Annotated in this window: 20 protein-coding genes and 1 pseudogene; 9 read left to right on the top strand and 12 right to left on the bottom strand. The window is 60.5% G+C overall.

The features are described from left to right. Positions 1-4: 4 nt before the first annotated feature. The 11 genes and pseudogenes from ACODR8_RS08455 to ACODR8_RS08405 all read right to left on the bottom strand — a co-directional run bounded on the left by ACODR8_RS08455 (position 5) and on the right by ACODR8_RS08405 (position 9,775). Positions 5-1,294 (bottom strand): FAD-binding oxidoreductase, encoded by a 1,290-nt coding sequence (locus ACODR8_RS08455; protein WP_489006835.1) that lies wholly within the window; start codon positions 1,292-1,294, stop codon positions 5-7. 119 nt (positions 1,295-1,413) lie between these two features. Further along, positions 1,414-2,406 carry a 2-dehydropantoate 2-reductase gene (locus tag ACODR8_RS08450; RefSeq protein ID WP_489006834.1) on the bottom strand — a complete coding sequence of 331 codons (993 nt, stop codon included), beginning with the start codon at positions 2,404-2,406 and terminating at the stop codon, positions 1,414-1,416. Further along, the gene (locus ACODR8_RS08445) at positions 2,406-3,812 is read right to left on the bottom strand and encodes an MFS transporter (protein WP_489006833.1); all 1,407 of its coding nucleotides are present in this window, start codon (positions 3,810-3,812) and stop codon (positions 2,406-2,408) included. Before ACODR8_RS08445 ends, ACODR8_RS08450 begins: the two co-directional genes overlap by 1 nt. Then, entirely contained in the window at positions 3,809-5,035 is a 1,227-nt protein-coding gene (locus tag ACODR8_RS08440; protein ID WP_489006832.1) for a CaiB/BaiF CoA transferase family protein, read from the bottom strand. Before ACODR8_RS08440 ends, ACODR8_RS08445 begins: the two co-directional genes overlap by 4 nt. Then, entirely contained in the window at positions 5,032-5,958 is a 927-nt protein-coding gene (locus ACODR8_RS08435) for a hydroxymethylglutaryl-CoA lyase (RefSeq protein WP_489006831.1), read from the bottom strand. The genes ACODR8_RS08440 and ACODR8_RS08435 overlap by 4 nt, the downstream gene beginning before the upstream one ends. A 98-nt stretch (positions 5,959-6,056) precedes the next feature. Continuing rightward, entirely contained in the window at positions 6,057-7,019 is a 963-nt protein-coding gene (locus ACODR8_RS08430; protein WP_489006830.1) for a LysR family transcriptional regulator, read from the bottom strand. 33 nt (positions 7,020-7,052) lie between these two features. Beyond that, positions 7,053-7,190, bottom strand: a complete 138-nt coding sequence (locus ACODR8_RS08425; protein ID WP_489006829.1) for an aldehyde dehydrogenase family protein — start codon at positions 7,188-7,190, stop codon at positions 7,053-7,055. Positions 7,191-7,258: 68 nt separating this feature from the next. Continuing rightward, positions 7,259-7,354: pseudogene (locus ACODR8_RS08420) on the bottom strand (hypothetical protein); the annotation flags it as partial. A gap of 183 nt (positions 7,355-7,537) precedes the next feature. Next, the gene (locus ACODR8_RS08415; RefSeq protein WP_489006828.1) at positions 7,538-8,119 is read right to left on the bottom strand and encodes an amino acid synthesis family protein; all 582 of its coding nucleotides are present in this window, start codon (positions 8,117-8,119) and stop codon (positions 7,538-7,540) included. Positions 8,120-8,130: 11 nt separating this feature from the next. Beyond that, positions 8,131-8,988 carry a fumarylacetoacetate hydrolase family protein gene (locus ACODR8_RS08410; RefSeq protein WP_489006827.1) on the bottom strand — a complete coding sequence of 286 codons (858 nt, stop codon included), beginning with the start codon at positions 8,986-8,988 and terminating at the stop codon, positions 8,131-8,133. Between the two features lie 82 nt (positions 8,989-9,070). Further along, positions 9,071-9,775 carry a GntR family transcriptional regulator gene (locus ACODR8_RS08405; RefSeq protein ID WP_489006826.1) on the bottom strand — a complete coding sequence of 235 codons (705 nt, stop codon included), beginning with the start codon at positions 9,773-9,775 and terminating at the stop codon, positions 9,071-9,073. A gap of 419 nt (positions 9,776-10,194) precedes the next feature. Here ACODR8_RS08405 and ACODR8_RS08400 point away from each other — a divergent pair, with 419 nt between their 5' ends. The 9 genes from ACODR8_RS08400 to ACODR8_RS08360 all read left to right on the top strand — a co-directional run bounded on the left by ACODR8_RS08400 (position 10,195) and on the right by ACODR8_RS08360 (position 21,596). Next, complete coding sequence (locus ACODR8_RS08400; protein WP_489006825.1) at positions 10,195-10,824, top strand: DUF6644 family protein; 630 nt, start codon at positions 10,195-10,197, stop codon at positions 10,822-10,824. Further along, positions 10,821-11,648 carry a DUF6644 family protein gene (locus ACODR8_RS08395; protein ID WP_489006824.1) on the top strand — a complete coding sequence of 276 codons (828 nt, stop codon included), beginning with the start codon at positions 10,821-10,823 and terminating at the stop codon, positions 11,646-11,648. Before ACODR8_RS08400 ends, ACODR8_RS08395 begins: the two co-directional genes overlap by 4 nt. A 273-nt stretch (positions 11,649-11,921) precedes the next feature. Further along, positions 11,922-13,148, top strand: a complete 1,227-nt coding sequence (locus ACODR8_RS08390; protein ID WP_489006823.1) for an SMP-30/gluconolactonase/LRE family protein — start codon at positions 11,922-11,924, stop codon at positions 13,146-13,148. A gap of 131 nt (positions 13,149-13,279) precedes the next feature. Then, on the top strand, positions 13,280-15,628 hold the full coding sequence (locus ACODR8_RS08385) for a TonB-dependent receptor (RefSeq protein ID WP_489006822.1): 2,349 nt from the start codon (positions 13,280-13,282) through the stop codon (positions 15,626-15,628). Positions 15,629-15,637: 9 nt separating this feature from the next. Continuing rightward, positions 15,638-16,063 carry a DUF6152 family protein gene (locus ACODR8_RS08380; protein WP_489006821.1) on the top strand — a complete coding sequence of 142 codons (426 nt, stop codon included), beginning with the start codon at positions 15,638-15,640 and terminating at the stop codon, positions 16,061-16,063. Between the two features lies 1 nt (position 16,064). Further along, positions 16,065-16,856 (top strand): hypothetical protein, encoded by a 792-nt coding sequence (locus tag ACODR8_RS08375; RefSeq protein WP_489006820.1) that lies wholly within the window; start codon positions 16,065-16,067, stop codon positions 16,854-16,856. Next, positions 16,853-17,839, top strand: a complete 987-nt coding sequence (locus ACODR8_RS08370) for a hypothetical protein (RefSeq protein ID WP_489006819.1) — start codon at positions 16,853-16,855, stop codon at positions 17,837-17,839. Before ACODR8_RS08375 ends, ACODR8_RS08370 begins: the two co-directional genes overlap by 4 nt. Before the next feature lie 120 nt (positions 17,840-17,959). Continuing rightward, positions 17,960-20,089 (top strand): TonB-dependent receptor, encoded by a 2,130-nt coding sequence (locus ACODR8_RS08365; protein ID WP_489006818.1) that lies wholly within the window; start codon positions 17,960-17,962, stop codon positions 20,087-20,089. After that, a complete protein-coding gene (locus ACODR8_RS08360) occupies positions 20,076-21,596 on the top strand; it encodes a PepSY domain-containing protein (RefSeq protein WP_489006817.1) in 1,521 nt (506 codons plus the stop codon). Before ACODR8_RS08365 ends, ACODR8_RS08360 begins: the two co-directional genes overlap by 14 nt. Here the strand turns inward: ACODR8_RS08360 and ACODR8_RS08355 are convergent. After that, positions 21,536-22,021: a hypothetical protein gene (locus ACODR8_RS08355; RefSeq protein ID WP_489006816.1), complete on the bottom strand. Its 486-nt coding sequence runs from the start codon at positions 22,019-22,021 to the stop codon at positions 21,536-21,538. The two genes, ACODR8_RS08360 and ACODR8_RS08355, sit on opposite strands and share 61 nt — an antisense overlap. Between the last annotated feature and the right edge of the window lie 170 nt (positions 22,022-22,191).

Genomic DNA, 22,191 nt, shown 5'->3' with positions numbered 1-22,191 from the left:
TCCTTCAAAAATGCCGTGCTGGCAGCAATTTGCCGGGGTTGAAGATGTCGAGCGGATCGAGCGCATCCTTGATCGCGCGCATCATCGCAAGTTCGACGGGCGGCTTGTATCGGGCGATTTCGTCGCGTCGCAGGACACCCAGTCCGTGTTCGGCGGAGATCGATCCGCTGAACAGGTCGACAAGGTCGTGGATGGCGCGGTTGACTGCTGGCTGAAGCGCCAGGAAATCCTCCCTGGTGACGCCGGGAGAGGGTGAGAGATTATAATGCAGGTTGCCATCGCCCAGATGGCCGAAAACAACCTCTTGCATATTGGGGAAGCCAGCAACGATAGTGGACGCAGCGTCGATGAATTCAGCGATCCGCGAGATCGGTAGCGCGATGTCGTGCTTGATCGTCGCTCCCGCAGCTGACTGGGCTTCGGAAATATTTTCGCGCAGCGCCCAGAGCGCGCGCGCCTGGGATACGGACGAAGCCGTGACTGCGTCCGTCACGCGGCCCAGTTCGAGAGCATCGGAAAGTATGGTTTCAAGCTGTTCCGTCATCGCTTCGGCCGACCCCGGTCCAGTCGCTTCGACCAGCACATACCAGGGGGAGGAAGCGGCCAGAGGATTGCGCAGGCCCATATGCGCCGCCACAAGCTCGATCCCGGCATGCGGCACCAGTTCGAAGGCGGTGAGGGCCGCGCCCAGAATATCCTGGGCCGTCCTGAGCAGGTCGAGTGCTGCCTCCGGTGCGGACACCGCGCAAAATGCGGTGGCGGTTGCTTGCGGCTGAGGGTACATCTTGAGTACCGCGGCGGTGATGATGCCCAACGTCCCTTCCGAGCCGATAAACAGATCGCGAAGATCATAGCCCGTATTGTCTTTGCGCAGTCCGCGTAGTCCGTTCCATATCGATCCGTCCGCCGTTACGACTTCCAGACCGAGGCAGAGATCGCGGGCGTTCCCGTACCGCAGAACTGCGGTGCCGCCCGCATTGGTCGCCAGATTGCCACCGATGGTGCAGGACCCTTCGGCAGCAAGGCTCAGCGGCAAAAGCCGTCCTGCTTCTGCTGCCGCGTCCTGGGCATGGGCAAGGATGCACCCTGCCTCAAGCGTGATGGTGTCGTTGACGGCATCGACCGCGCGAATTCGGTTCATCCGCGTAAGTGACAATAATATGCAGTCCGATCGGTCGCCCGGCACCGATCCGCCCGAAAGGCTGGTGTTGCCACCCTGCGGCACGATCGCGAGCGCATGGTCGCGGCAGAAGGACACGATTTGCGCGACTTCACCCACGCAACTGGGCTGCACTACGGCCTCCGCTTTTCCTGTCCACAGTCCACGCCAGTCATTCAAAAACGGCGCCATCTCCGCAGGATCGCTAATCACACGGCTCCCCAGGATCGACTCCAGCGACTTAGCGATTGCCGTCATCGATCACCCAATCCCGGGTTCAATCCGCGCACCGCAGCGAACAATCGGGTCAGGCCATGCAATGAATCCATATAAGGCGTTGCAACACCCACAAGGGATGCGATTTCGCGAGGAGCGGAAAGCAAGGCGTCGATTTCGAGCGGCCGCCCGGCAGTCACATCCTGAAGCATCGAGGTTCTGAATGCGCCCAGTTTGCGCGTGACCGCATTGCGATCCTCGCCAGTCTCGTGGATCTGGCAGCCGATCTCCGCGCCGATCGAGGCCGCTTCCGCCATGATACGCAGTGCATAACCGGCGACCAGATGATCATCGAGAATGAGATCGCTGGTCGCTCCGGTCAGCGCCGAAATCGGATTGATGGTCTGGTTGCCCCATAATTTGTACCACATATCCTGCTGGATCAGCGCCGCGCGTTTCACATCGAACCCGCCGACGGTAAAGGCATTGAAGCATGCGTCGAGACGAGGGGATGAGCCGCCGCCCGGCTCACCTAGGATGATCCCATTGCCGTTGCGGTGTTCGACATGGCCAGGTTCGGCCAGGCCGCATGAGGCATGAACCACGCTTCCGATCACGCGGTCTGCGGGGATGGCTGCGGCCAACTCGCCTGTCGGGTCCACCGACGCCAGCCGCATGCCTTCGAGCGGACCGGTAAGACCGCGCCCGAACCACCAGGGAATACCGTTCATTGCCGACAGAATAGCGGTTTCTTTCCCGATCGCCGCCTGTACCGCCTGCGCCACTGACAAAATGGCGGGTCCCTTTACAGCGACGATCACAAGGTCGGCCGGGCGAAGATCCCCCATATTGTCGCTCGCCGCGATGCGGGCCGATACGGTTTCCCCGCCTTCCGTCAGCAACAATCCGCGACCCCGGATCGCTGCCAACGTGGCGCCTCTTGCCAGGACGGAAACATCCACACCTGCGCGGGCGAGGCGGACTGCCATCCAGCCGCCGATCGCGCCGGCTCCTACGACGATCACGTGCATTATAAATGCTCCTCTACAGGCTTGATCGGCGCTGCTCTCGTGCGCGGGCCGAACAGTGCGATGATGATCATGACGATGAACATTGCGATTGAGATCAACAGAAATACGCCACCGACGCCATGTGCGCCTAGCATCCATGCGATGATGAAGCCGGAAAACATGCCCGACAGCCGGCTTGCAGAATAAGAGAGGCCCGCGGCACGCGCGCGTATTCGGGTTGGGAACACTTCCACCTGATAAGCATGATAGGAGTAAGCGAGGATCGTGTTCACGGTCGTCATCGCGACGCCGCAAGCAATCAGCAGCGCGGGCGCCGTGAAATGATAGAATCCGATGCCGACCACGCATATGCAAAAGGCACAGGCGATGATGACCCATTTCCGTTCGATATGGTCGGCGAAGGTCATCGCGACCAGCGGGCCGATGGGGTAGGCAAAGGCGATCACGAACGAATAGAGCAAGCTTTTGGTGACCAGGATGCCTTTGGCGACAAGCAGCATGGGAACCCAGTGTGCAAAGCCGTAATAGCCGAAATTCTGCAACATGCTGAAAAGCACCAGCGTGATGAATATTCTTCGGACAGGCGGGCGCAGCAGTTCATGAAGTCCGGCCCGATCGACCGGTTTTACTGCGTTCGAGATGTTGGCGCGCGTGGGGGCGGGGAGGGATGTCCCCATTGCCTTGGCAATGGCCTGCTCAATGCGGGAAACGATGCGATCTGCTTCGACGGTGCGCTGTTGCGTTGCCAGCCATCTGGGCGATTCGGGTAGAAATTTCTGAAACACGAGTATGAGCGAAGCGCCGGACGCGCCGCAAAGCACCACCCATCGCCAGCCGTCGATGCCGAAGGGCGCAATGGGGACAAGAAGCCAAGCCGCCAGCGCCACAACAGGAACCGCTGTGAACATGACTACATGGTTGAGTGCGAACGCCCTTCCGCGCATATGGGCGGGGACGATTTCTGCGATATAGCTGTCCATCGATACGACCTGGACGCCGACGCCTATGCCCGCGATGAAGCGCCACAGGATCAATCCCGTCGCATCAAATTGGAAAACCATGGCGGCCGTCGCCAGTGAATACCAGAGAAGCGAATAGACGAAGATTTTTTTGCGTCCGTAGCGATCGGACAGAAAGCCTAAAAAGAAGGTGCCGACAAAGACGCCACCGAATGTCGCGGCGACGAACGCTCCCATTCCGTCCGCAGCAAAAAAGCCAATGGGATTGGCGCTCAGAATACCGCTGCGTATGAGGCCGGGGGAAATATAGGCGGTGAAGAAGAGATCATATATTTCGAACCATCCGCCCAGCGAGACGAGTATGACCTTTACCCACAGCGCGCGGGCTGCTGGCAATCTGTCAATCCGGGCGTCAATCGACGTCGCGCCCGTTGTCTCGCTGCTCATTCCTCATTCCTTCCCACCTGTCCGAACGCCACGATCCCTGCGTCGGCGAGACTGAGCTGAGCATCTTTGGAATAACCTATTCCGGCAAGAATCTCTGGTCCATGTTCTCCTATTGCCGGAATGCCGGTGCGCACGCCAAGATGCGCGCCGTCAAAGGTCAGGGGCAGCAACGGGATGCGGGTCGTCCCGCCGGTTTCGGTCCGCATTTCGACAAGGCCGCCGCTTTCGATAAGGTGCGGATCGTCAAGGAGTTGGTCAGGCCTGTTGATCGGCGCGAACGGCAGCCCGTACTCGGCGAATTTGGCGGCCAAGTCCGCCTTGTCATAGTGAATGAAGATGTCGCGCAGGTAGGGAATGAGCCAGGATCGCGCCTCGGTGCGGAGCGTGTTGGTGGTAAGCCGCTCGTCGTTGGCAAGGTCGTCGAGCCCAAATTCTCGACAGAATATCCGCCACTGGCTATCGCTGACGACCGCCAGGAACAGTTGCTCCCCATCGGCAACGTCGAAGATGTCATACACGGCCCAACCTCCGGTGCGATCGGGCATGGGAGGGGGGATTTCGCCAGTGATGTCGAATTGCTGCATATGTTGCGCCGAAAGCAGCGCGCAATTCTCAAATAGTCCCGACTGGATTTCTTGCCCGTGGCCCGTCGCATCGCGTGTCCGCAACGCGGCAAGGATGCCCAGGGCGCCGAATATGCCGCCCATGATGTCATTGACTGAACTCCCCGCGCGCAGCGGGCGTCCGGCAGGCCCCGTCATATAGGCAAGGCCGCCCATCATCTGCACGACCTCGTCAAGCGCGACCCGCGCCTCATACGGGCCGGGAAGAAACCCCTTCATCGACAAATAGATTAACCGTGCATTCTCGATGCTCAGCGACGCATAATCGAGTCCGTAGCGCTGCATCCGACCGGGCCGGAAATTTTCGATTACGATATCGGCGTCGGCAACAAGTGTCTTGACCAGCGCGAGGCCCTCTGGTCGGTCGAGATCGACGGCGAGGCTCCGTTTGTTGCGGTTGAATGTCCGAAAAAAACCGGCTGCCAGTCCAGGCAGGGACCGGGTATTGTCTCCCGATACCGGCTCGACCTTCACGACATCGGCGCCCAGATCGGCGAGCATCATGCCGCAAGCCGGCCCCATGATCATGTGAGAGAATTCGACGACGCGAATTCCGGCGAGAGGAAGCTTGCCTGCCTCTGGCCCAGCGCTGTTCGTCATGCAACCACCTGGCGAACGAATGTGCGCGGAAGGCCTGCCGACACGATCTTGCCGTGGAGCGTTTCCGTGGGCAGCAGCGAAGCCAGGAGACGTTGCGCCTCGAACAGGCCTTCGACGTTGATACCCGTGTCAAATCCCATAGATTCGAGCATAAAGACAAGATCCTCTGTTGCGATATTTCCGCTGGCGCCGGGCGCAAAGGGACAGCCGCCAAGGCCGCCCAGCGATGCATCGAAGGACCGGATGCCGACATCGAGAGCGGCCACGACATTGGCGAGGCCAAGCCCGCGCGTGTCATGGAAATGCGCGCCCTCCAGCCTGGTCCCTATGGCGTCGCGAACTGCGCCCAGGCGGCGACGGACCAGCGCCGGATTTGCGTAGCCCACCGTATCGGCCAACGCGACCGCATCAGCACCGGCCGCTACTGCCGCCGCCGCCAGCCACACCACATCCTCCTCGGTCACCTCCCCCTGGAGCGTGCAACCAAAAGCCGTCGAAATGCCGACTTCCAGCCGGGTCGATACGCCAAGCCGGTCGCGTAGCGCGCGAATATCCGCGACCGTATCGATCATCTGTTCGCGGGTGCGCCGAACATTGGCGGCACTATGCGCGGCGCTTGCCGATGCAGGAATGAGGACGGCATCGGCGCCAGCAGCAAAGGCGGCCTCGGCGCCCTTCAGATTGGGAACCAGGGCTGCGCTGTGAACGCCAAGGATGCGCGCCTTTGCCAGAAGCGCAGGTGTGTCGGCCATTTGGGGCAGGATCTTTGCCGGCACGAAGGATCCTACCTCGAACCGGATTACACCCGCTCTCCGTTCGGCATCAAGCCAGGCGAGTTTCGCTTCGGTCGGTACGACATAGTCCAGCATCTGCAACCCGTCGCGCAGACCGACTTCCGTGATATTGATCTTTTCCCGTGCCATCGCCCTGCCTATCGCAGCGCGCCGCAAGACATGCGCCACGCCGTCACCCTGTTGAAGGGGCATTCAGCACAGGCCGGGTCATCAGAGAAATTCAGAGTTTAGGGGCTAAGCATCTCAAAAAGAGATGGCGTTTCGACATAGGCCCAGCGCCCGCTATTGCGAGCATGGCGCAACTCCTGAAGAAGCAGGCGGCGCGTTTCGACCACGGCGCGCGAACCCAAGCGAATACGGCCCGCATTCATGTGAAGGGATCGCCGAATTTGTGCATCGGCGATCGGGCGCGCAACCAGGCGGCCATCGGCGATTTCTTCCCATGCGAAGGCGGTCGAATGAATGCAGCAGCCCATTCCGGCAATCATCATCCGCTTCAATGTTGCCGACGCCTCTATTTCGACATCGACATGCGCTCCGATGGCTGCGCGTGCTTCGGGGGAGCCGACCATCGCCTTCATGACGACCTGTCGCCCCGGCGCGATGACCGGAAGCGCGAAAAATTCGGCCATGCTGATCGGGACAGCTTCGGTGCCAAGAAGCGAGGGTGAACCGAGGCAGACCAGTTCTTCTTCCAAAAGCTCGATCGTCTCGACCGATTCATCCTCGATCGGGACGAAAGACAGGACCATATCCAGTTCGCCGAGCCTAACCAGGCGATTGAGATATTCGCTATGAGCCTCCATCACGCGCAGCTTGACCGAATCCAGTTTCTGCCGGACCGCGGTAATGAACGGCACGCCGATCGCTTCGATGACGCTATAGGGCAGGCCCACCATGGCTGGCCCGGCGGGCGATCGGGCAAGGGCCCGGACGTCATATTCAGCCTGTTCGAGCGACTGGAGCACGCCTTGCGCCGATGCTAACAGGCGTTCACCCGCTTCGGTCGGTGCGACTCCTCGCGCGCCTCGCACCAGAAGGACGACGCCCAGATCGTCCTCCAACATTGTCACATGTCGGCTGAGCGCCGATTGCGCGACGTTAAGGACGGATGCCGCTCGTGAAAATCCACCCTGTTCACAGATTGCGACGAAATAGCGCAGTTTCCGCATGTCGAGCATTGTGGCCATGGCGCATCCCTTGCCTTTCACGCTCCGCTGGATTTATGCGACGTAGAGCGTTTTCTGCGTAGTGTAGAATTCGACCGCCGCGAAGCCCTGTTCGCGCGGTCCGTAACTTGATGCTTTCGTCCCGCCGAATGGAAGATGATAATCCACGCCCGCCATGGGCAGATTTGCCATAACATGCTGGCTCGTGCGTCACGCACATGGGCAAGGGACCGGGTCACGACTCCTGCGGAAAGGCCGAGAGGAGCCGCATTGGCAAGCGCAAGCGCCGACTCATAGTCGGGGACCCGCAATATGCTGGCCGACGGGCCGAAAATTTCCTCGCAACTTGTCCGCATGTCTGGATTGAGGCTGTGTTGCCGCGCTCATCCGGCGATCCACGCGCCTGTGCCGCGAGCCGTCAGGGCATCTTGCGCACAAATGGGCGAGCCGGAATCACGTGCCTCCAACTCGGGTTTTGAAACTATGCGACAACAAAAGCTTGGAGCGCGCGGCTTGCGTCAGATTCAGCGCAGCGCGTTCTAGCGCTGTCCATCCTCGCCCAAGATCGCATCCGATGCGAGACCGCCACAACGTGCATCGATACGGCCACCGGTGGCAGCGACGAGGCCGAAAACGATCTCGTCGCGCCGTGGGCCATCCCAAATGGCGATTTCTGCCGTATTGAAATGGCTCCGAACATAGGCGGCCCGGCTATGACCAAGCGGAACCATCAGCCGCGTTCCGATCCCGGCGATCGTCTTTGCCGCCGGCACAATAGCTTTTCGATCGCCGAGCGCCGCACGCAGGGCCCAACCTCCCGCCTCGTGCCAGAGTGCGCCATGCTCAAGTTCACCATCTTCGCCCACGATAGCCGCCTTGCCATAGGCTTCGACCGCGTCGGCGCCACCCAGCGCGGCGATCAGCCGTCCTGAAAGGTCGCTGCCAAGAAACCTCAATTCAGCCATGAAAGGCATGACGTCGGGCTCGTAACGACCAGCATAGGGATTGGCGACGACGGCGAGTGCTGCGCCAACGAGAAGCGGCTTTTCGTGCCGGTCGCCGCGCTCGCGCCAAATCTCATCGACCGAGATACGCGTCTTTCGTACATCTACCAGAGACATGTACGTCCTCCTCAGGCCGCGATGACGGGATTTGACAGGGTGCCGATCCCTTCCACCACCACGTCGCAATTGTCGCCTGCCTTGAGGTAGACCGGTGGCTTGCGCGAGAAACCTACGCCGGCAGGCGTTCCGGTCGCAAGGATGTCACCCGCCTTGAGCGGTAAGATGGCAGAGACATAGGCGATGAATTCCGGAATGGAAAAGATCATGTCTCGCGTATTGCCGTCCTGAAGGAAATCGCCGTTCACCGAAGTACGAACCGACAGGGCGTGCGGATCGGCAATTTCATCTACGGTTACCATCCATGGGCCAAGCGCCCCAGTCGCAAGGAAATTCTTGCCAGGGGCAATCTGGCGCGTGTGGAACTGCCAGTCGCGAACGCTGACATCGTTGAAGCAAGTGTAGCCGGCCACATGATCCAAAGCCTGATCGACATCGATATTGTGTCCGCCGCGACCGATCACGACGGCGAGTTCGCCTTCATAGTCCAGGGCATCCGAAACGGCCGGCTTGATGATCGGCTCGCCAGCACCGATCAACGTATCGGCGTATCGCATGAAAAGCGCCGGCTTTTCAGGACGATCACGATGGATGCCGATCGTCTTAACCTCATCGATATGGTCCTGATAATTGATCGCAAGGCACCAGATGTGGGCGGGATCAACGATCGGCGGAGCAAGCTTGACGTCTTTCAACGGGAAGTCGGGAACCTCGCTGGCAAATGCTGCGGCGTCGGCCAGTCCATCCTGCTCGAGCAAAGCCTTGAGGCTGGGCACGCCCGGCATCCGGCTGGTCAAATCTATCACGGCGCTGTCCGCCACGATTCCGAAACCGGCGTTATTTTCGCGGATGAATGAGACGAATTTCATGCTTCTCTCCGAAGATTGGTTCGGAAAGCTCATTAATTTCGAAATTATTATCGGTCAACGAAATTATTATAAAACGCCGAAACTACATGCCTTCTGGCCATTCGTCCCGCATACCACTGAGAACGTCGTCGGATGTGCGCCGGATGTGACGGGCCAGTATCGTGCAGGCGGCATCGGCATCGCGTCGGCTTGCGGCTTCCAATATCTCCATATGTTCATTGTTGCGCCTGACGGGCGTTCCTTTGGAAGGGGATTGGCGAGCCAGGGCCGACAGCCGCCGATAGCGGTGTGAAAGACCAAAGAGATTGGCCTGGATCGCCAGCAATGTGGGCGAAGCGCAAGCCTGAAGCAGAGCCTCGTGAAAGGCGCCGTGCGCGGCTATCCACTCCACGCTTCCGGTATAGCTTTCCCCATGCCGGTGTTCGACCCTTTCCATACGGCGATGCGCGATCAGCAAGCGATCTTCCCATTCGTCATCGCCCCGTTCGACCGATAGGCGCAGCGCTTCACATTCGACCAAAACGCGAACATTGGTGATATCTATCAGGTTCGATGCGGATACCGGGGCGACCCGAAACCCGCGTTGGGATTCGGAGGTTACCAGGCTTTCCGATGCCAAAATGCTGAACGCCTCGCGCAATGTGCCGTAGGAAACACCATATTCGGCACGCAACTGCTCGAAGCGCAGTTTCTGCCCGGGCGCGAGGGAGCAGTCGATGATCTTCTGCCGCAATCGCTGGGTAACCTCTCCAACGACCGTGATCTGGTCGGCGGAAATAATGTCCATTTTCAAAGCCCTCCTACCTTCGAAATGTATCATGAGTTACGAAAAATCAATCGAAGGCTTCGACATGCGATATTTGTCGGGAGCAGGAGCAGCGCCGCCATCTCCCTTGTCGAAGCCGATCGACGCCAGAATGGTTCGGGCGCTGCGCGGGATGACAGGTGGCGTGCGCGGGCAGGGCTGGGACATCTAGTCATGAGGATTGATGCTGACTCATTTCTGGGATTCGATGCGTGCGGCGTACTCCGCGAGGTGACACCGGTCCTTGCGAGGACCCGTTAGCAATAGGCCTCATATCGATATGCGCAAAACTTGGTTTTGTTTCTGGGGAGCAAGTCATAGCCATCGATGATCGTTTTTCCGGCTCGCAGGACAATATCTCCGCGTCGCCTTCATATCGGTTCATTGAAGTAGGTAATGACATGGTCTCGGACTGGCTGGCCTATCTGCAATACAAGCTGGGCGCGGCCTATGATGCCGCTGGCCATGTCGTGGCCGACACGTCCTGGAGCGCCCAGTTGCAGGGCTCTGAACGCCTGTGGATGCTGCTGGAAGGCACGCATGTTCTGACGTTGATGCTGTTCGCGGGGTCGATATTGCTCGTCGATCTTCGTCTGCTGGGGGTGGCGTTCCGAAGCACGCCAGTGTCGAAGATGACCGATACGATCCTGCCCTATACCGTGGTCGGCTTCATTGTCATGATCATAACCGGCAGTGCGCTCTTCTTTGCCAACCCACTGGAATATTATCATAATGTCGTTTTCCGCCTGAAGCTTGTGTTTCTGGTCGCGGCGGCGATCAATATCTTCATATTTCACTATCGGGTACAGTCCGACCGGGATGCGTGGGACCATCAGGGGACGCCGCCCGCAGCGGCACGGCGGGCAGCGGCTCTGTCGCTGACATTGTGGATCGGCGTCATCGTCGCGGGTCGCTTCGCCGCCTATGACTGGCTCTCCTGCGACACGGCCAAGGGCTTCGTCGCGGCGGCGGCGCAATGTTCCGATCGTGCCGTCACGCTGGCCGCAATCGAACCGGAGCTTGTGCCATGAGCATCAATTTCAACCAGATCCTGCCTTCGCTGGAGCCCTCTATAGATGCTCTGGCCAGGACGCCCTTCATCCAGCATGTCAATGAGACGGCGTGGATTTTTGCCGTTGTCGAGACAGGGCATCTGCTGTTCCTCGCCATTCTGGGTGGCGCGGTGTTCGGCCTCAATCTGCGCGTTCTTGGCCTCATCTTGCCTGACATGTCGGTCAGGGAAGTCGAACGTGTGGTCCGCCCTTATTATCGCGTCGGCGTCGCCGGAAGCCTGTTGACCGGACTGGCAATGGGCGTGACTGTCGCGCGAACCTTGCTGCCAAGCGGGGCGTTCTTCATCAAGATTCTCGCGTTGCTTGCTGCGATCGCGTTGAGCCACGTCCTCGCGCAGCAGGTGCGCAATGGTCGAACCAGAATATCCGAGCAAGGCCTGCTGGCGTTCGCAATATTGCTGTGGCTGGGGTCCCTGTTCCTTTTTGCCACCACCGAAGGACTGGATTCCGGCGCCTTGCTGGTTGGCCTTGCTGGTGCAGGACTCCTTGCCGCCGCAGTTCAGCGTCGGCTGCGCCCGCTTGTCATGGGATTTTCGACGGCAGCACTTACGCTATGGTTCGTGGCGCTGGACGGGCCGATATGGCCGGTTCCCACTCAGCTTGCCGGCTGGTTCGATCATGCTGCTCTGGCTGTAGTGGTCGTGCCTGCGTTGGGCGCGGGGATACGCGGGCTTCAGGCTGACACGTCCAACACGCAGCTGGCCCTCAAACTATCGGCCTTTGCATCCACGCTAACATGGGTAACTGTCGCGGCCGCGGGTCGCTGGATCGGCTTTAGTTAAATTGCCGCATGGATTTTTGATGTGAATTTATGATTCCGGTGAAGTCCGGCGCGAATGTCATATGACATTTTATGATAAACTTAGATAGAATGGTTTGTTCCCTGATTATTTAGCGGCTCCTAAACACGACAAGACAAAAATCATCCATAATGTCTTGTTCGATAGGGGTTTGTAATGATCGATGGAAGTCGGGTACGTCGTACATATTCACGACGGATACTATTGTCTTTGACGGCCGCTATTTTTGTTTTGACATCCAGCGGCGATATTGCCTTGGCCCAGCCGGTTGCGCAGCAAGCGGCAGATGCGGCCAAGCCAGTGACCGTGCTGGACCGTGCGCAGGTCGATGCTCTGCTGGCCCAGCCCGACAAGGTTTTGTTCATCGATGTCCGCCGCGCCGACGAAATCAGCGCAATCGGTAGCCTGCCGGTATTCCTGAACATCCAGGCGTCTGAGCTGGATCGTTTTCGTTCTGCCATTCCCCGCGATCGCCAGATCGTCACGATTTCCAACCATGCCGGGCGCGCCAAGCGTGCTGCTGCCCTGCTGGCGCAAAGCGGATTTCAGGTCGCAGGCGCCGTCGGGGTACAGGATTACGCGACGCAGGGCGGTTTCCTCTACGGCCAGAAGATCGTGACGCCAGCCATTGCCGGGGTGGTGGCTGCCGATACGCGGGTCGATGTCGTTCGCGAAGGCTTTGAAGGCACCGAAGGTCCGGTCGTATTGAAGGATGGATCGATCCTGTTCACGGAAAATCGTGCCGACCGGATCGTGCGGATCGCGCCGGACGGCAGTGCATCGACCTATCTGGAGAAAACCGGATCGGCCAATGCGCTGGCCATCAATGCGGCGGGCGATTTGCTCGCCGTCCAGACCGCGCCATCGGGCATTGCGGTCCTCCAGCCCAAAAGCCGTGTTCTGGCGAGCAGCTACGCAGGCAAGCCGTTCAACCGGCCCAATGATCTGGCCGCCGCGCGCAGTGGCAACATCTATTTCACTGATCCGGGCGGCCCGGCACAAGCGGGCAGTCCACCTGCGAAAACGGCGGTATATCGGCTCGATCCCCGTGGTCGCGTGACGCCGATTGCCGATGATGTCCGTCGCCCCAATGGCGTAGCGCTCAGCCCCGACGAAAAGACGCTCTATCTGGCCAATACCGCCGGCGAATATTTGATCGCCTTTACGGTGCGCCCCGATGGCAGCGTCACGGATCGGCGTGATTTCGCCAAGCTCGCTGGCTTCAAGGAAACGCCCAACGGTCCGAGCAGCGGCGCGGATGGCATCACGGTCGATGCAGAGGGGCGCGTCTATGTCGCAACCAGCGTGGGCGTGCAGATCTTTGCGCCGGATGGCGCGGCGCTGGGGACGATCGCGCTGGCAAAAGCGCCGCAGAACCTGGCCTTTGGCGGCGTGGATCGCTCGCACCTCTATGTCGTGGGTCGCGGTTCCGTTTACCGCATCGCCACCCTGACCCGTGGGGTCGATCGTCCGGGCAAATAATCGCCCGACATTCTTATTCACATGCGAGATCATTCATGTTGACCATCCCTGCCGTTCCGGCGGCGCCCCTTTTTGGCGGGGTACGTGCGCCGTCGCTGGCCTTCATCGGCCTGCTCCTTTCGACGGCGCCCATGGCCTACGCCCAGACCGAAACCCCGGCTCCCGATGCCGAAGTCGCGGTCGATGATGCGGCGGGCGGGGCGATCATCGTCACGGCGCGCAACCGCGCCGAGGATATTAACGACGTGCCGATTCCGATTTCCGTGATCAATGGGGAGACGATTGCCCAGCAACGTGTCTTTACCATCGCGGATCTGACACAGCGCGCGCCTGGCCTGACCGCCACAACCCCCAATGCGCGCCGGACCGGCGTGTCGCTACGCGGTATTGGTCGCACAAGCGGCAACGACAATATGGAAGCGGCCGTCGGCGCGATCGTTGACGACGTATTCCTGGGCCATGTCGGCATGACCTATCAGGACTTTACCGATCTGGCACAGGTGGAAATCCTGCGCGGACCGCAGGGGACGCTGCTGGGCAAGAACACGTCGCTGGGCGTGTTGAAATATACCAGCACGCCGCCATCCTTCACGCCCGAAGGCGTGTTCGAGGTTGAAGGTGGCCTCTCGACCAATTCGTTCAAGGCGCGCGGTTCCTACACCAATGCCCTGGTCGACGATGTCCTGGCCTATCGAGTATCCTTCTTTGTCGACAAGCAGCGCGGTGACATTCGCAACGTCAACACCAGCGGTGGGTATTGGCATGAACGCAACCGCTGGGGCGGCCGGGCGCAATTGCTGTTCACGCCCAGCGAAAGCCTGTCGGTCAAGCTGAACCTGGATTCGGCGGAAACCAACGAGAATAGCAACACCAAGCCGTTCATCATCGATCCGGCCACCCTGAACGACGGTTCGGTCCGCGGCACGACCTATAGCACGCGGTTGGCGCGCGACTATTTCGGCGGATATACGCCAATCATCGGGTCATTCACCACGATCGACATGGACATGGCGGAACCACTGGTGACGCGCAACCGTGGTGCCTCGCTGGTTGCGACCTGGGACGTCGGCCCAGTCGAGCTGAAGTCGATCTCGGCTTACCGCACCTTCCATTTCGACGCCAAGAATGACAGCGAGCAGACCCGCTTCGCCATCGCACGTAGCGGCACGCTGGTGGATACAGAGCAATTGTCGCAGGAGTTCCGCGCTTCGGGAACGTTGCTGCCGTCGCTGGAATATCAGGCCGGGCTGTATTTCTTCCGCATCGAAACGGAATCGACCAGCCGAAATCTTTACGGCGCGGACGCTGGCGCTTTCTATGCAACAAATGCCCAATATAGCGCGCTCAACACGCCAGCAGGCCGGGAGCTGCTGCGGGCGTCGCTCGCCAACATCCTGTCCACCAGCACTCAGAATCCGGTTTCGACGAGCCAGGCGATCTTCGCCCAGTTCGACTGGGCGCTGACCGATAAGCTCTCGCTGACGTTCGGCGCACGCTATACGCGCGAACAGAAGAAAAACAGCATCGACCGGAAATTCGCCACGGTCGCTGGTTCCGCGCCGGTGTCGACCGGCAATGCGACGGCAGATGCCATCCGAAGCGCGCAGCTGGGCGCGCCATTTGCCACGGTGATTGGCGATCCGATCAAGGATGATGCGATCGCCTGGCTGATCAACCCCAGCTACAAGGTCACCGACGACATATTGCTCTACGCCTCGGCGAGCGGGGGCGGTAAGTCGGGTGCGGTCGCGTTCGAGAATAATGGGACCCGCCGCAACGTGAAGGCGGAAAAAACGACCGATTTCGAGCTGGGCTTCAAGGGCCAGCTGTTCGACAATCGCGTCTCGCTGAACATCAATGCCTATTATACCAAGGTGCGCGACTATCAGAACGTCACGAGCGAACCCGATCCCAGCTCATCGACCGGTTTCAGCTCGCGGTTGGGCAATATCCCCGGCGTCAAGGCGCGCGGCGTCGAGTTCGACACGACGATTCAGCTGATCCAGGGGCTGACGCTAACTCTGGGCGGAGCCTATAACGACGCAACCTATTCCGACTGGTCGACCGCCACTTGCCCGCGCTCCTTCCCGACCACGGTGGCGGTGTGCGACAATAGCGGCAAACAGGTCGTGGGCGCACCGCGCTGGACCATCATTACCGGCTTCAACTATGTCGGCGACGTACCCGGTCTTGGCGTGGCGGTTCACGCCTTCGCCAATAATTCCTACCGAACCCGGCATAATCTGGAACAGCTATTGTCCGAATATGGCTGGCAGAAGGCCTATCACATCACGGATGTCGGCTTCGGCGTCATTCGCGATATTGGCGGGGCAAAGACCGAGCTGAGCGTCGTCGCGAAAAATGTTTTCGACACGCGCTATACGACCAGCATCAACGATTTCAGCAACACTGCGCCGGTTGGCTATGACGGCATCGGTTCGCGCCGATATGTCGGTGCGCTGCTGCGCACCCAGTTTTGAGGAGGCGTCATGACATATCTTCATTCCCGCAAAATCCTGATCGCGGCTATGCTGCTGGGCGCTGCCGGTTCCGCGACGCAAAGCGTGGCGCACCATGCCTTTGCGGCGGAGTTTGACTCGGCCAAGCCCGTGGCGATCCAGGGCGTCGTCACCAAGGCGCGCTTCGTCAATCCACACAGCTGGATCTATCTGGACGTCAAGAACAAGGACGGCTCGGTGACCAGTTGGGGCTTTGAATTTGGCACGCCCAGTTCGCTGCGCACCAATGGTCTGAGCAAGGATGATGTCCGTCCCGGCACCCCCATCCGCGTGGCGGGCTATCGCGCCAAAAATGGCGGCCCGTTTGGCTATGCAGCGATCATCACCCTGGCAGATGGCCGCAAGGTACAGACCGGCAGCGCACCCGACGCCCCCACTACTCCGGCGAGGCGCTGACATGGCATTGGCAATCATCAAAGCGGCACGCCATATGGTGGTGGCGACCGGGCTCATCGCCCTGGCACTGGGCGGCGCGGTCGCAACCGGACAGACATCGGCCGAAATACCGCGCCGCGCCGACGGGCATCCCGATTTTTCGGGTATCTGGCAAACGCTGAGCGAAGCGGATTATGATCTGGAACCCCATGCCGGCCGTCGCGATGCACCGCCTGGACCGGGCGTTGTGGAAGGTGGCACGATCCCGTATCGACCCGAAGCGCTGGAGCAGAAGCGCCGCAATTTCGCCGCGCGTGAGAAAGACGATCCACGCCTCAAATGCTGGGTCCATGGCACGCCGCGGGCCGTCTATTATCCTGCCCCGTTCCAGATATTCCAGCGCGACGGCGACCTGACCCTGGTTCATCAGTTCGGCCATCAGGTGCGTACGATCTTCACCAATGGCACAGGGCATCAGGCCGACACTGAAGATGGCTATTATCTGGGCGACTCCCGCGCGCGATGGGAAGGCGACACGCTCGTCGTCGATGTGACCAGTTTCAACGAGGAAACCTGGCTCGACCGGGCGGGCAATTATCATAGCGATGCGCTGCATGTCACAGAGCGCTGGAATTTCGTGGACAAGGACACGATCGCCTATCGCGCGACCATTGAGGACCCCAAGATATTTTCCCGTCCCTGGACGATCGAGGTGCTGCTCAACCGCCGCCGCGACAAGAATTTCCAGCTGATCGAGGATTATTGTTTCACCCTGCCTTATGAGCAGGCCTATCCCCACAAGGACGTCCCATGACCTATCGCAGGATCGCACTTTGCGCGCTGCTGGCCGCAGGCTCGGCCATGCTGCCCGCCGCCCATGCCCAGACACCGGCGCCCGCGCAGGCCCAGGCCCCCGGCAATGGCGGCATCCGCTGGAAAAAGGACGTTCCCGTGATCCCGGCGGGCGGCTGGACGGGCAAGACCTTGCCCGATGGCCAGCCCGACGTGCAGGGCTTCTTTTCCAACACCATCTCCAACCACAGCAACTTCACCGACCCCCAAGCTGGGCCGCCCGGCGAACCGTCAAGTACGGCCAGCCTGCCGCGGGACCAGCGCGCGCCCAGTCGCGTGACCGATCCGGCCGACGGCCAGATCCCCTATCTCCCGGCTGCAAGAGCCTTGCAGGAGGATTTTGCCAAAAACTTCCCCAACCCCGACAAGCCGCGATATATCGAGCCTCTCGCCCGATGCGCGCCGGCCGGGGTGCCAAAATCCTTCATGTGGCATGGGTTCGAGCTACGGCAGTTTCCCGGCTATGTCGTCCTGCTGTTCGATTCCGGCACACGCATCATCCCGCTGCGCCCACGAACGCCGCTCCACCCATCCATCAAGCTGTGGAACGGCAATTCGCAGGGGCATTGGGAAGGCAACACGCTGGTCGTCAATGTGACCAACAATAATGGCAAGCCCTTGTTCGGCCGTTATGGCGATTTCATGAGCGAGAATGCCACTGTCGTCGAACGCTTCATTTTCGATCCCGGCGGCAAGGGCTTCAACTATGTTGCGACCTTCACCGATCCCACGGTCTATTCGCGGCCCTGGACCGCGACGATCCCGGTCAGGCGCTATACCGAAGCGGATGCGCCCGATGGTTGGCACTATGACGTGAAACCGGCCAACCGTCCCGGCCAGCCGTTGCTGCACGAACGTGTCGAACGGGTCTGCGTCGAAAATAACGGCCCGTTTGGCGGCGGTGCTGTCGGCATCCCTTCGGACAAGCCCGTCATCGCCCGGTGATCTGATTCCATCATTGCAAGCGGCCTGATGGCGGCGTCTCCCCAATGGAGGGACGCCGCCATCTATGTCGCGCGAAAGACCATCATGACATGTAACCGACATTCATACCGGATGAGGGCAATGGCGGGATTGGCCTTCATCCTCTGCCCCTCTGGAGCCGCTGCCGAGGATGGGGCCGAAACCCCTTCGATCCTCGTCACCGGCCATCTCGAACGCGCCACGCTGACGCAGCCCAATGCAACGGGCAGTCGCCTTGGCCTGACGCCGCTGGAAACGCCGGCCAGCATCACAACGCTGGAGGGCGACCTCGTTCGCGCGCGGGGTGATCAGTCGATTGCCGAAGCCGTGAGCCGCGCTCCGGGGATCAGCAATGCAGCCAATCTGGGCAACGGCAATACGGCCCTGACGGCACGAGGCTTCAGCGGGCAGGGGTCGGTGCTGCAACTGGTCGATGGCGTGCGCCTGTTCCCAGCGGCGGGCACGATCACCTTTCCCACAGACCCATGGATGGTCGAACGGATCGACATATTATCCGGGCCTGCGTCGGTCCTGTATGGACAAGGTGCATTGGGCGGAGCGGTGAACGTCATCAACCGCAAGCCCAATGAGAGCCGCACAGTGGTAGAAGGCGAAGCGGGCTATGGCTCGCAGGACAGCTTTCATGCCGCCCTGGGCGTTGGCGGACCCGCGAGCGACCGGCTTTCCTACCGGGTCGACGGCAGCTACCGCCGATCGGACGGATATGTCGATCGCGGGCAATCGCGCAGTCTGGCCCTGTCAGGCACGCTACGCTGGAAACCGGTCGATACGCTGACGATCGCGGCGCGACACGATTATGGCGACCAGCGTCCCATGGCATATTTCGGGACGCCGCTGATCGACGGTAAGCTCGATCCGCGTGTCCTGCGTCGCAACTATAATGTTGCCGATGGGAAAGTGCATTTCCGCGACAATCGTACCACGCTCCAGATCGACTGGCAGCCCAGCGAAGCGATCACCGTCAGCAACCAGTCCTACCGTCTGACGAGCAAGCGTTTCTGGCGCAATCTGGAAAGCTATTGCTGGGTCGCGTCGGATGGCAATTGTCCCAACGGCTATAATGGCACGACCGGTACGCCAGGTAGCATCTACCGCACCGACAATATCGGCATCATTCACGATCAGGTGCAATGGGGTGATCAGGGCAGCGTGACGCTCCATTTCCCCGTGGCTGACGGCATCAGCAATGACATGGTCGCCGGGTTTGACGTCAATTCGGTGCGCCTGACCTATTCACATGATTTCGGGTCGGACCCGCAGATCAGCCCGGTCGATCCTTTCACGTTCGATCCCGGCCTCTTTTTCGACACGCAGGGAATAGCGCCGCGATACCGCACAAGGACGAACGAATATGCCTTCTTCGCCGAAGATCGGCTGAAACTGGACGAGACTGTCTCGCTGGTGGCTGGTATCCGCTACGAGCATAACCGGGTCAGGCGCTGGACGATCGAGGCTGGGGGTGGCGAGACGCTGGCGCTGACCAAGAGGCTCGCCAACACGACCTGGCGGATCGGCGCAGTCTATCGTCCCCGACCAGACCTGTCATTTTATGCCCAATATTCAACCGGCGTGGATCCGCTGGGGACATTGACAACCTATAGCGGCGGGCAGGTCCAGTTCAGCCACGCGACCGGCGATCAGGTGGAGATTGGCGCCAAGGCGCAGTTTCTCGACGGACGCGGGTCAGCCACGCTGGCCGCCTACCGCATCGTAAAGAAGGGGCTGCTCGTCCAGCGCACCTTGGCCAGCCCGATCGAACAGGTCGGGCAGCGGTCGGCAAAGGGGATTGAAGCGGCTTTCTCGCTCGATTTGCCTGCGGGCTTCGGGATCGATGCCAATGCCACGGTCCTGGACGCACGGTTCGACGACTTCGCATCGGCGGACGCGGTATATGACGGCAATACGCCCCCCAATATTCCAGAGACCGCCGCCAATCTGTGGCTGCGCTGGGATGCAACGGACCGTTTTCAGCTGCGGGCTGGTCTGCGCCATGTCGGGGCTAGCTGGTCCGACAATGGCAATGATTTCCGCATCCCCGGCTATACCACGATCGACGCGAGCGCTTCCTATGGCCTTGCGCCGTCCGTCGCGCTGGATCTGCATATCTTCAACCTGACCGACAAAGCCTATGCGGTGACCAGCTATAACGACCAGCAGTGGATCATCGGACGGCCCCGGTCGATCGACGTGACGATACGTGCCGCCTTTTAGGAAACGGAACGGCAAGCATCTGCGCCGCTGGCTCTTCCTGGTTCATCGCTGGATCGGTATTGCCAGTTGCCTGCTCTTCTGCATCTGGTTCGCGTCCGGGCTGGTCATGCACTATGTTCCCTATCCATCACTATCTCAACGCGACAGGCTGGCGGGCAGCCAGCCGATCGACTGGCCGCATGTTCGCGCGCTGCCGTCCGCAATGGTCAGCTCGATCGGGTCGCTTGAACTCGCTATGCGCGATAGCGAACCGGTGTGGCGTATCGCTGACGCGGATGGCAAGTGGACGGTCCTGGCGGCACGGACGGGCAGGGCGGTGTCGCCGGTCGATAGTCGCTATGCCCGTCGGGAGGCGGCGCGTTTTTCCGGTTTTAACGCAATCGACATAGCGACAATTGACAGGGACCAGTGGACGGTCGGGTCTGGTTTCGACGCCCATCGTCCCTTGTGGAAGGTGATGCTGGACGATCAGGCCGGCACCATTCTGTACATCTCTTCGACGACGGGCAGCGTCGTGCAGCGGACAACCCGGTCTGCCCGCTTCTCGAACTGGCTCGGCTCCCTGCCGCACTGGATTTATCCCACCATCTTGCGGCAGGATAATGGGCTGTGGCGGCAGGTCGTGATGTGGGTGTCCGGGCCGTGCATCGCCGCGGCCGTGACGGGATTCTGGATTGGCTTGCTGCGCATGCGGGCGGGGGCCAGACGCTATGCCGGTGGCCGCATGACTCCCTATCATGGCTGGATGCTCTGGCACCATGTAGCGGGTCTTTCAGGCGGCCTGTTTCTGATCGCCTGGATTTTCAGCGGCTGGTTGTCCGTCGATCCGGGCCACATATTCGCGCAAGGGCAGGGTGAGGCGGCGGCGCTTCGACAATATGCGGGTGATCCAATCCCCGACGCGGCAACGCTCGCCCGGCTCCGCGCACGCTCGCCCCGCGCCGTTCTGGTGCGGTTCCGGTCTGATGCGGGCATCAGGACCGCGGCCATCGAAGTCCCGGATGGCTCAAGCAAAATCCTCGCGAGCGCGACGATGGCACCTGCACCGCTCGCGACGCGGACCATCATGCAGGCAAGCGAGGCGCTGGTGCCGGGCGGAAGGCGGGTTGAAGCGCAATTGGTCAGCGAGCCGGATTCCTACTGGTATGCGGTTGGCAGGTCACCGATATTGCCAGTGCTTCAGCTGCGTTTCGACGATGTCGGGCAGACCTGGCTCTATCTCGATCCGCGGACCGGAGAGATTCTAGGGCGGATGGATGTGAGACGACGCATCTATCGCTGGCTGTTCGACATGCTGCACCGATGGGATCTCAACATATTGTTGCGCCATGCGCCCGCGCGCGAAATGTTGCTCTGGATCGGGTCGCTATTCGGCCTGGCGGTTTCTGTCAGCGGGCTTGTCCTGGGCTGGAGGCGGCTGGCGCGACCGAATGGAAAAGCGGTGGCTCAGAAACCTTCCGGTAGCGGCGGCGCAGGCGCCTCGATCTCCGGCGCGAAGCTAATGTGACAGGCGACACATTGGGCATTTATGTCATCGCCCGCTTTCTGTAACCGGTCAAAGTCCTGATGCTCGGCCGCGTCGGCGCTTGCGCTGGCCGCCGCCCGGAAACTGGCCAGATGGCGATCCCAATTCTTGTCGTCGATACGATAGGCTGCATGTTCGAGCGCATAGCTTAGTTGTTGCAAGGTCAGCGCGTCGCTTTCCGCGTCCTCCCATTCCTCCGCAGATGTCGGCTTGCCCGAACGCTCCCCCTGATCGTCGCTTTCGAACGACGTCCAGTGCCACAATTGCTGCGCATTGCGCTGCATGACATGACCCATGAATTCCTTGATCGGAAGCGGCGCTGCATCGCGCAACGGCGGCTGGGCGATAGCGCCTGCCGCTGCAATGCACCCCGCCACGACAATGGCTGCTGCACCGGATTTCGTCATTCTATATCCTTGTCCCCGCTATGGGCGTACCAGCCGGATAGGCCGCGGCGCGATTGCCGCCCCTGATCGGGCAGATCCTTTCATCGCTTCTAAAGGCCGCACGGCCCCATCAAACCAATGAAATGGCGATTAGATATTCTGTGGAGGTGTAAAGCCCTTCTGTCGCAGTG

Source organism: Sphingobium sp. FG58, from assembly GCF_057809055.1.
This window is presented reverse-complemented; position numbering and strand designations above follow the sequence as displayed.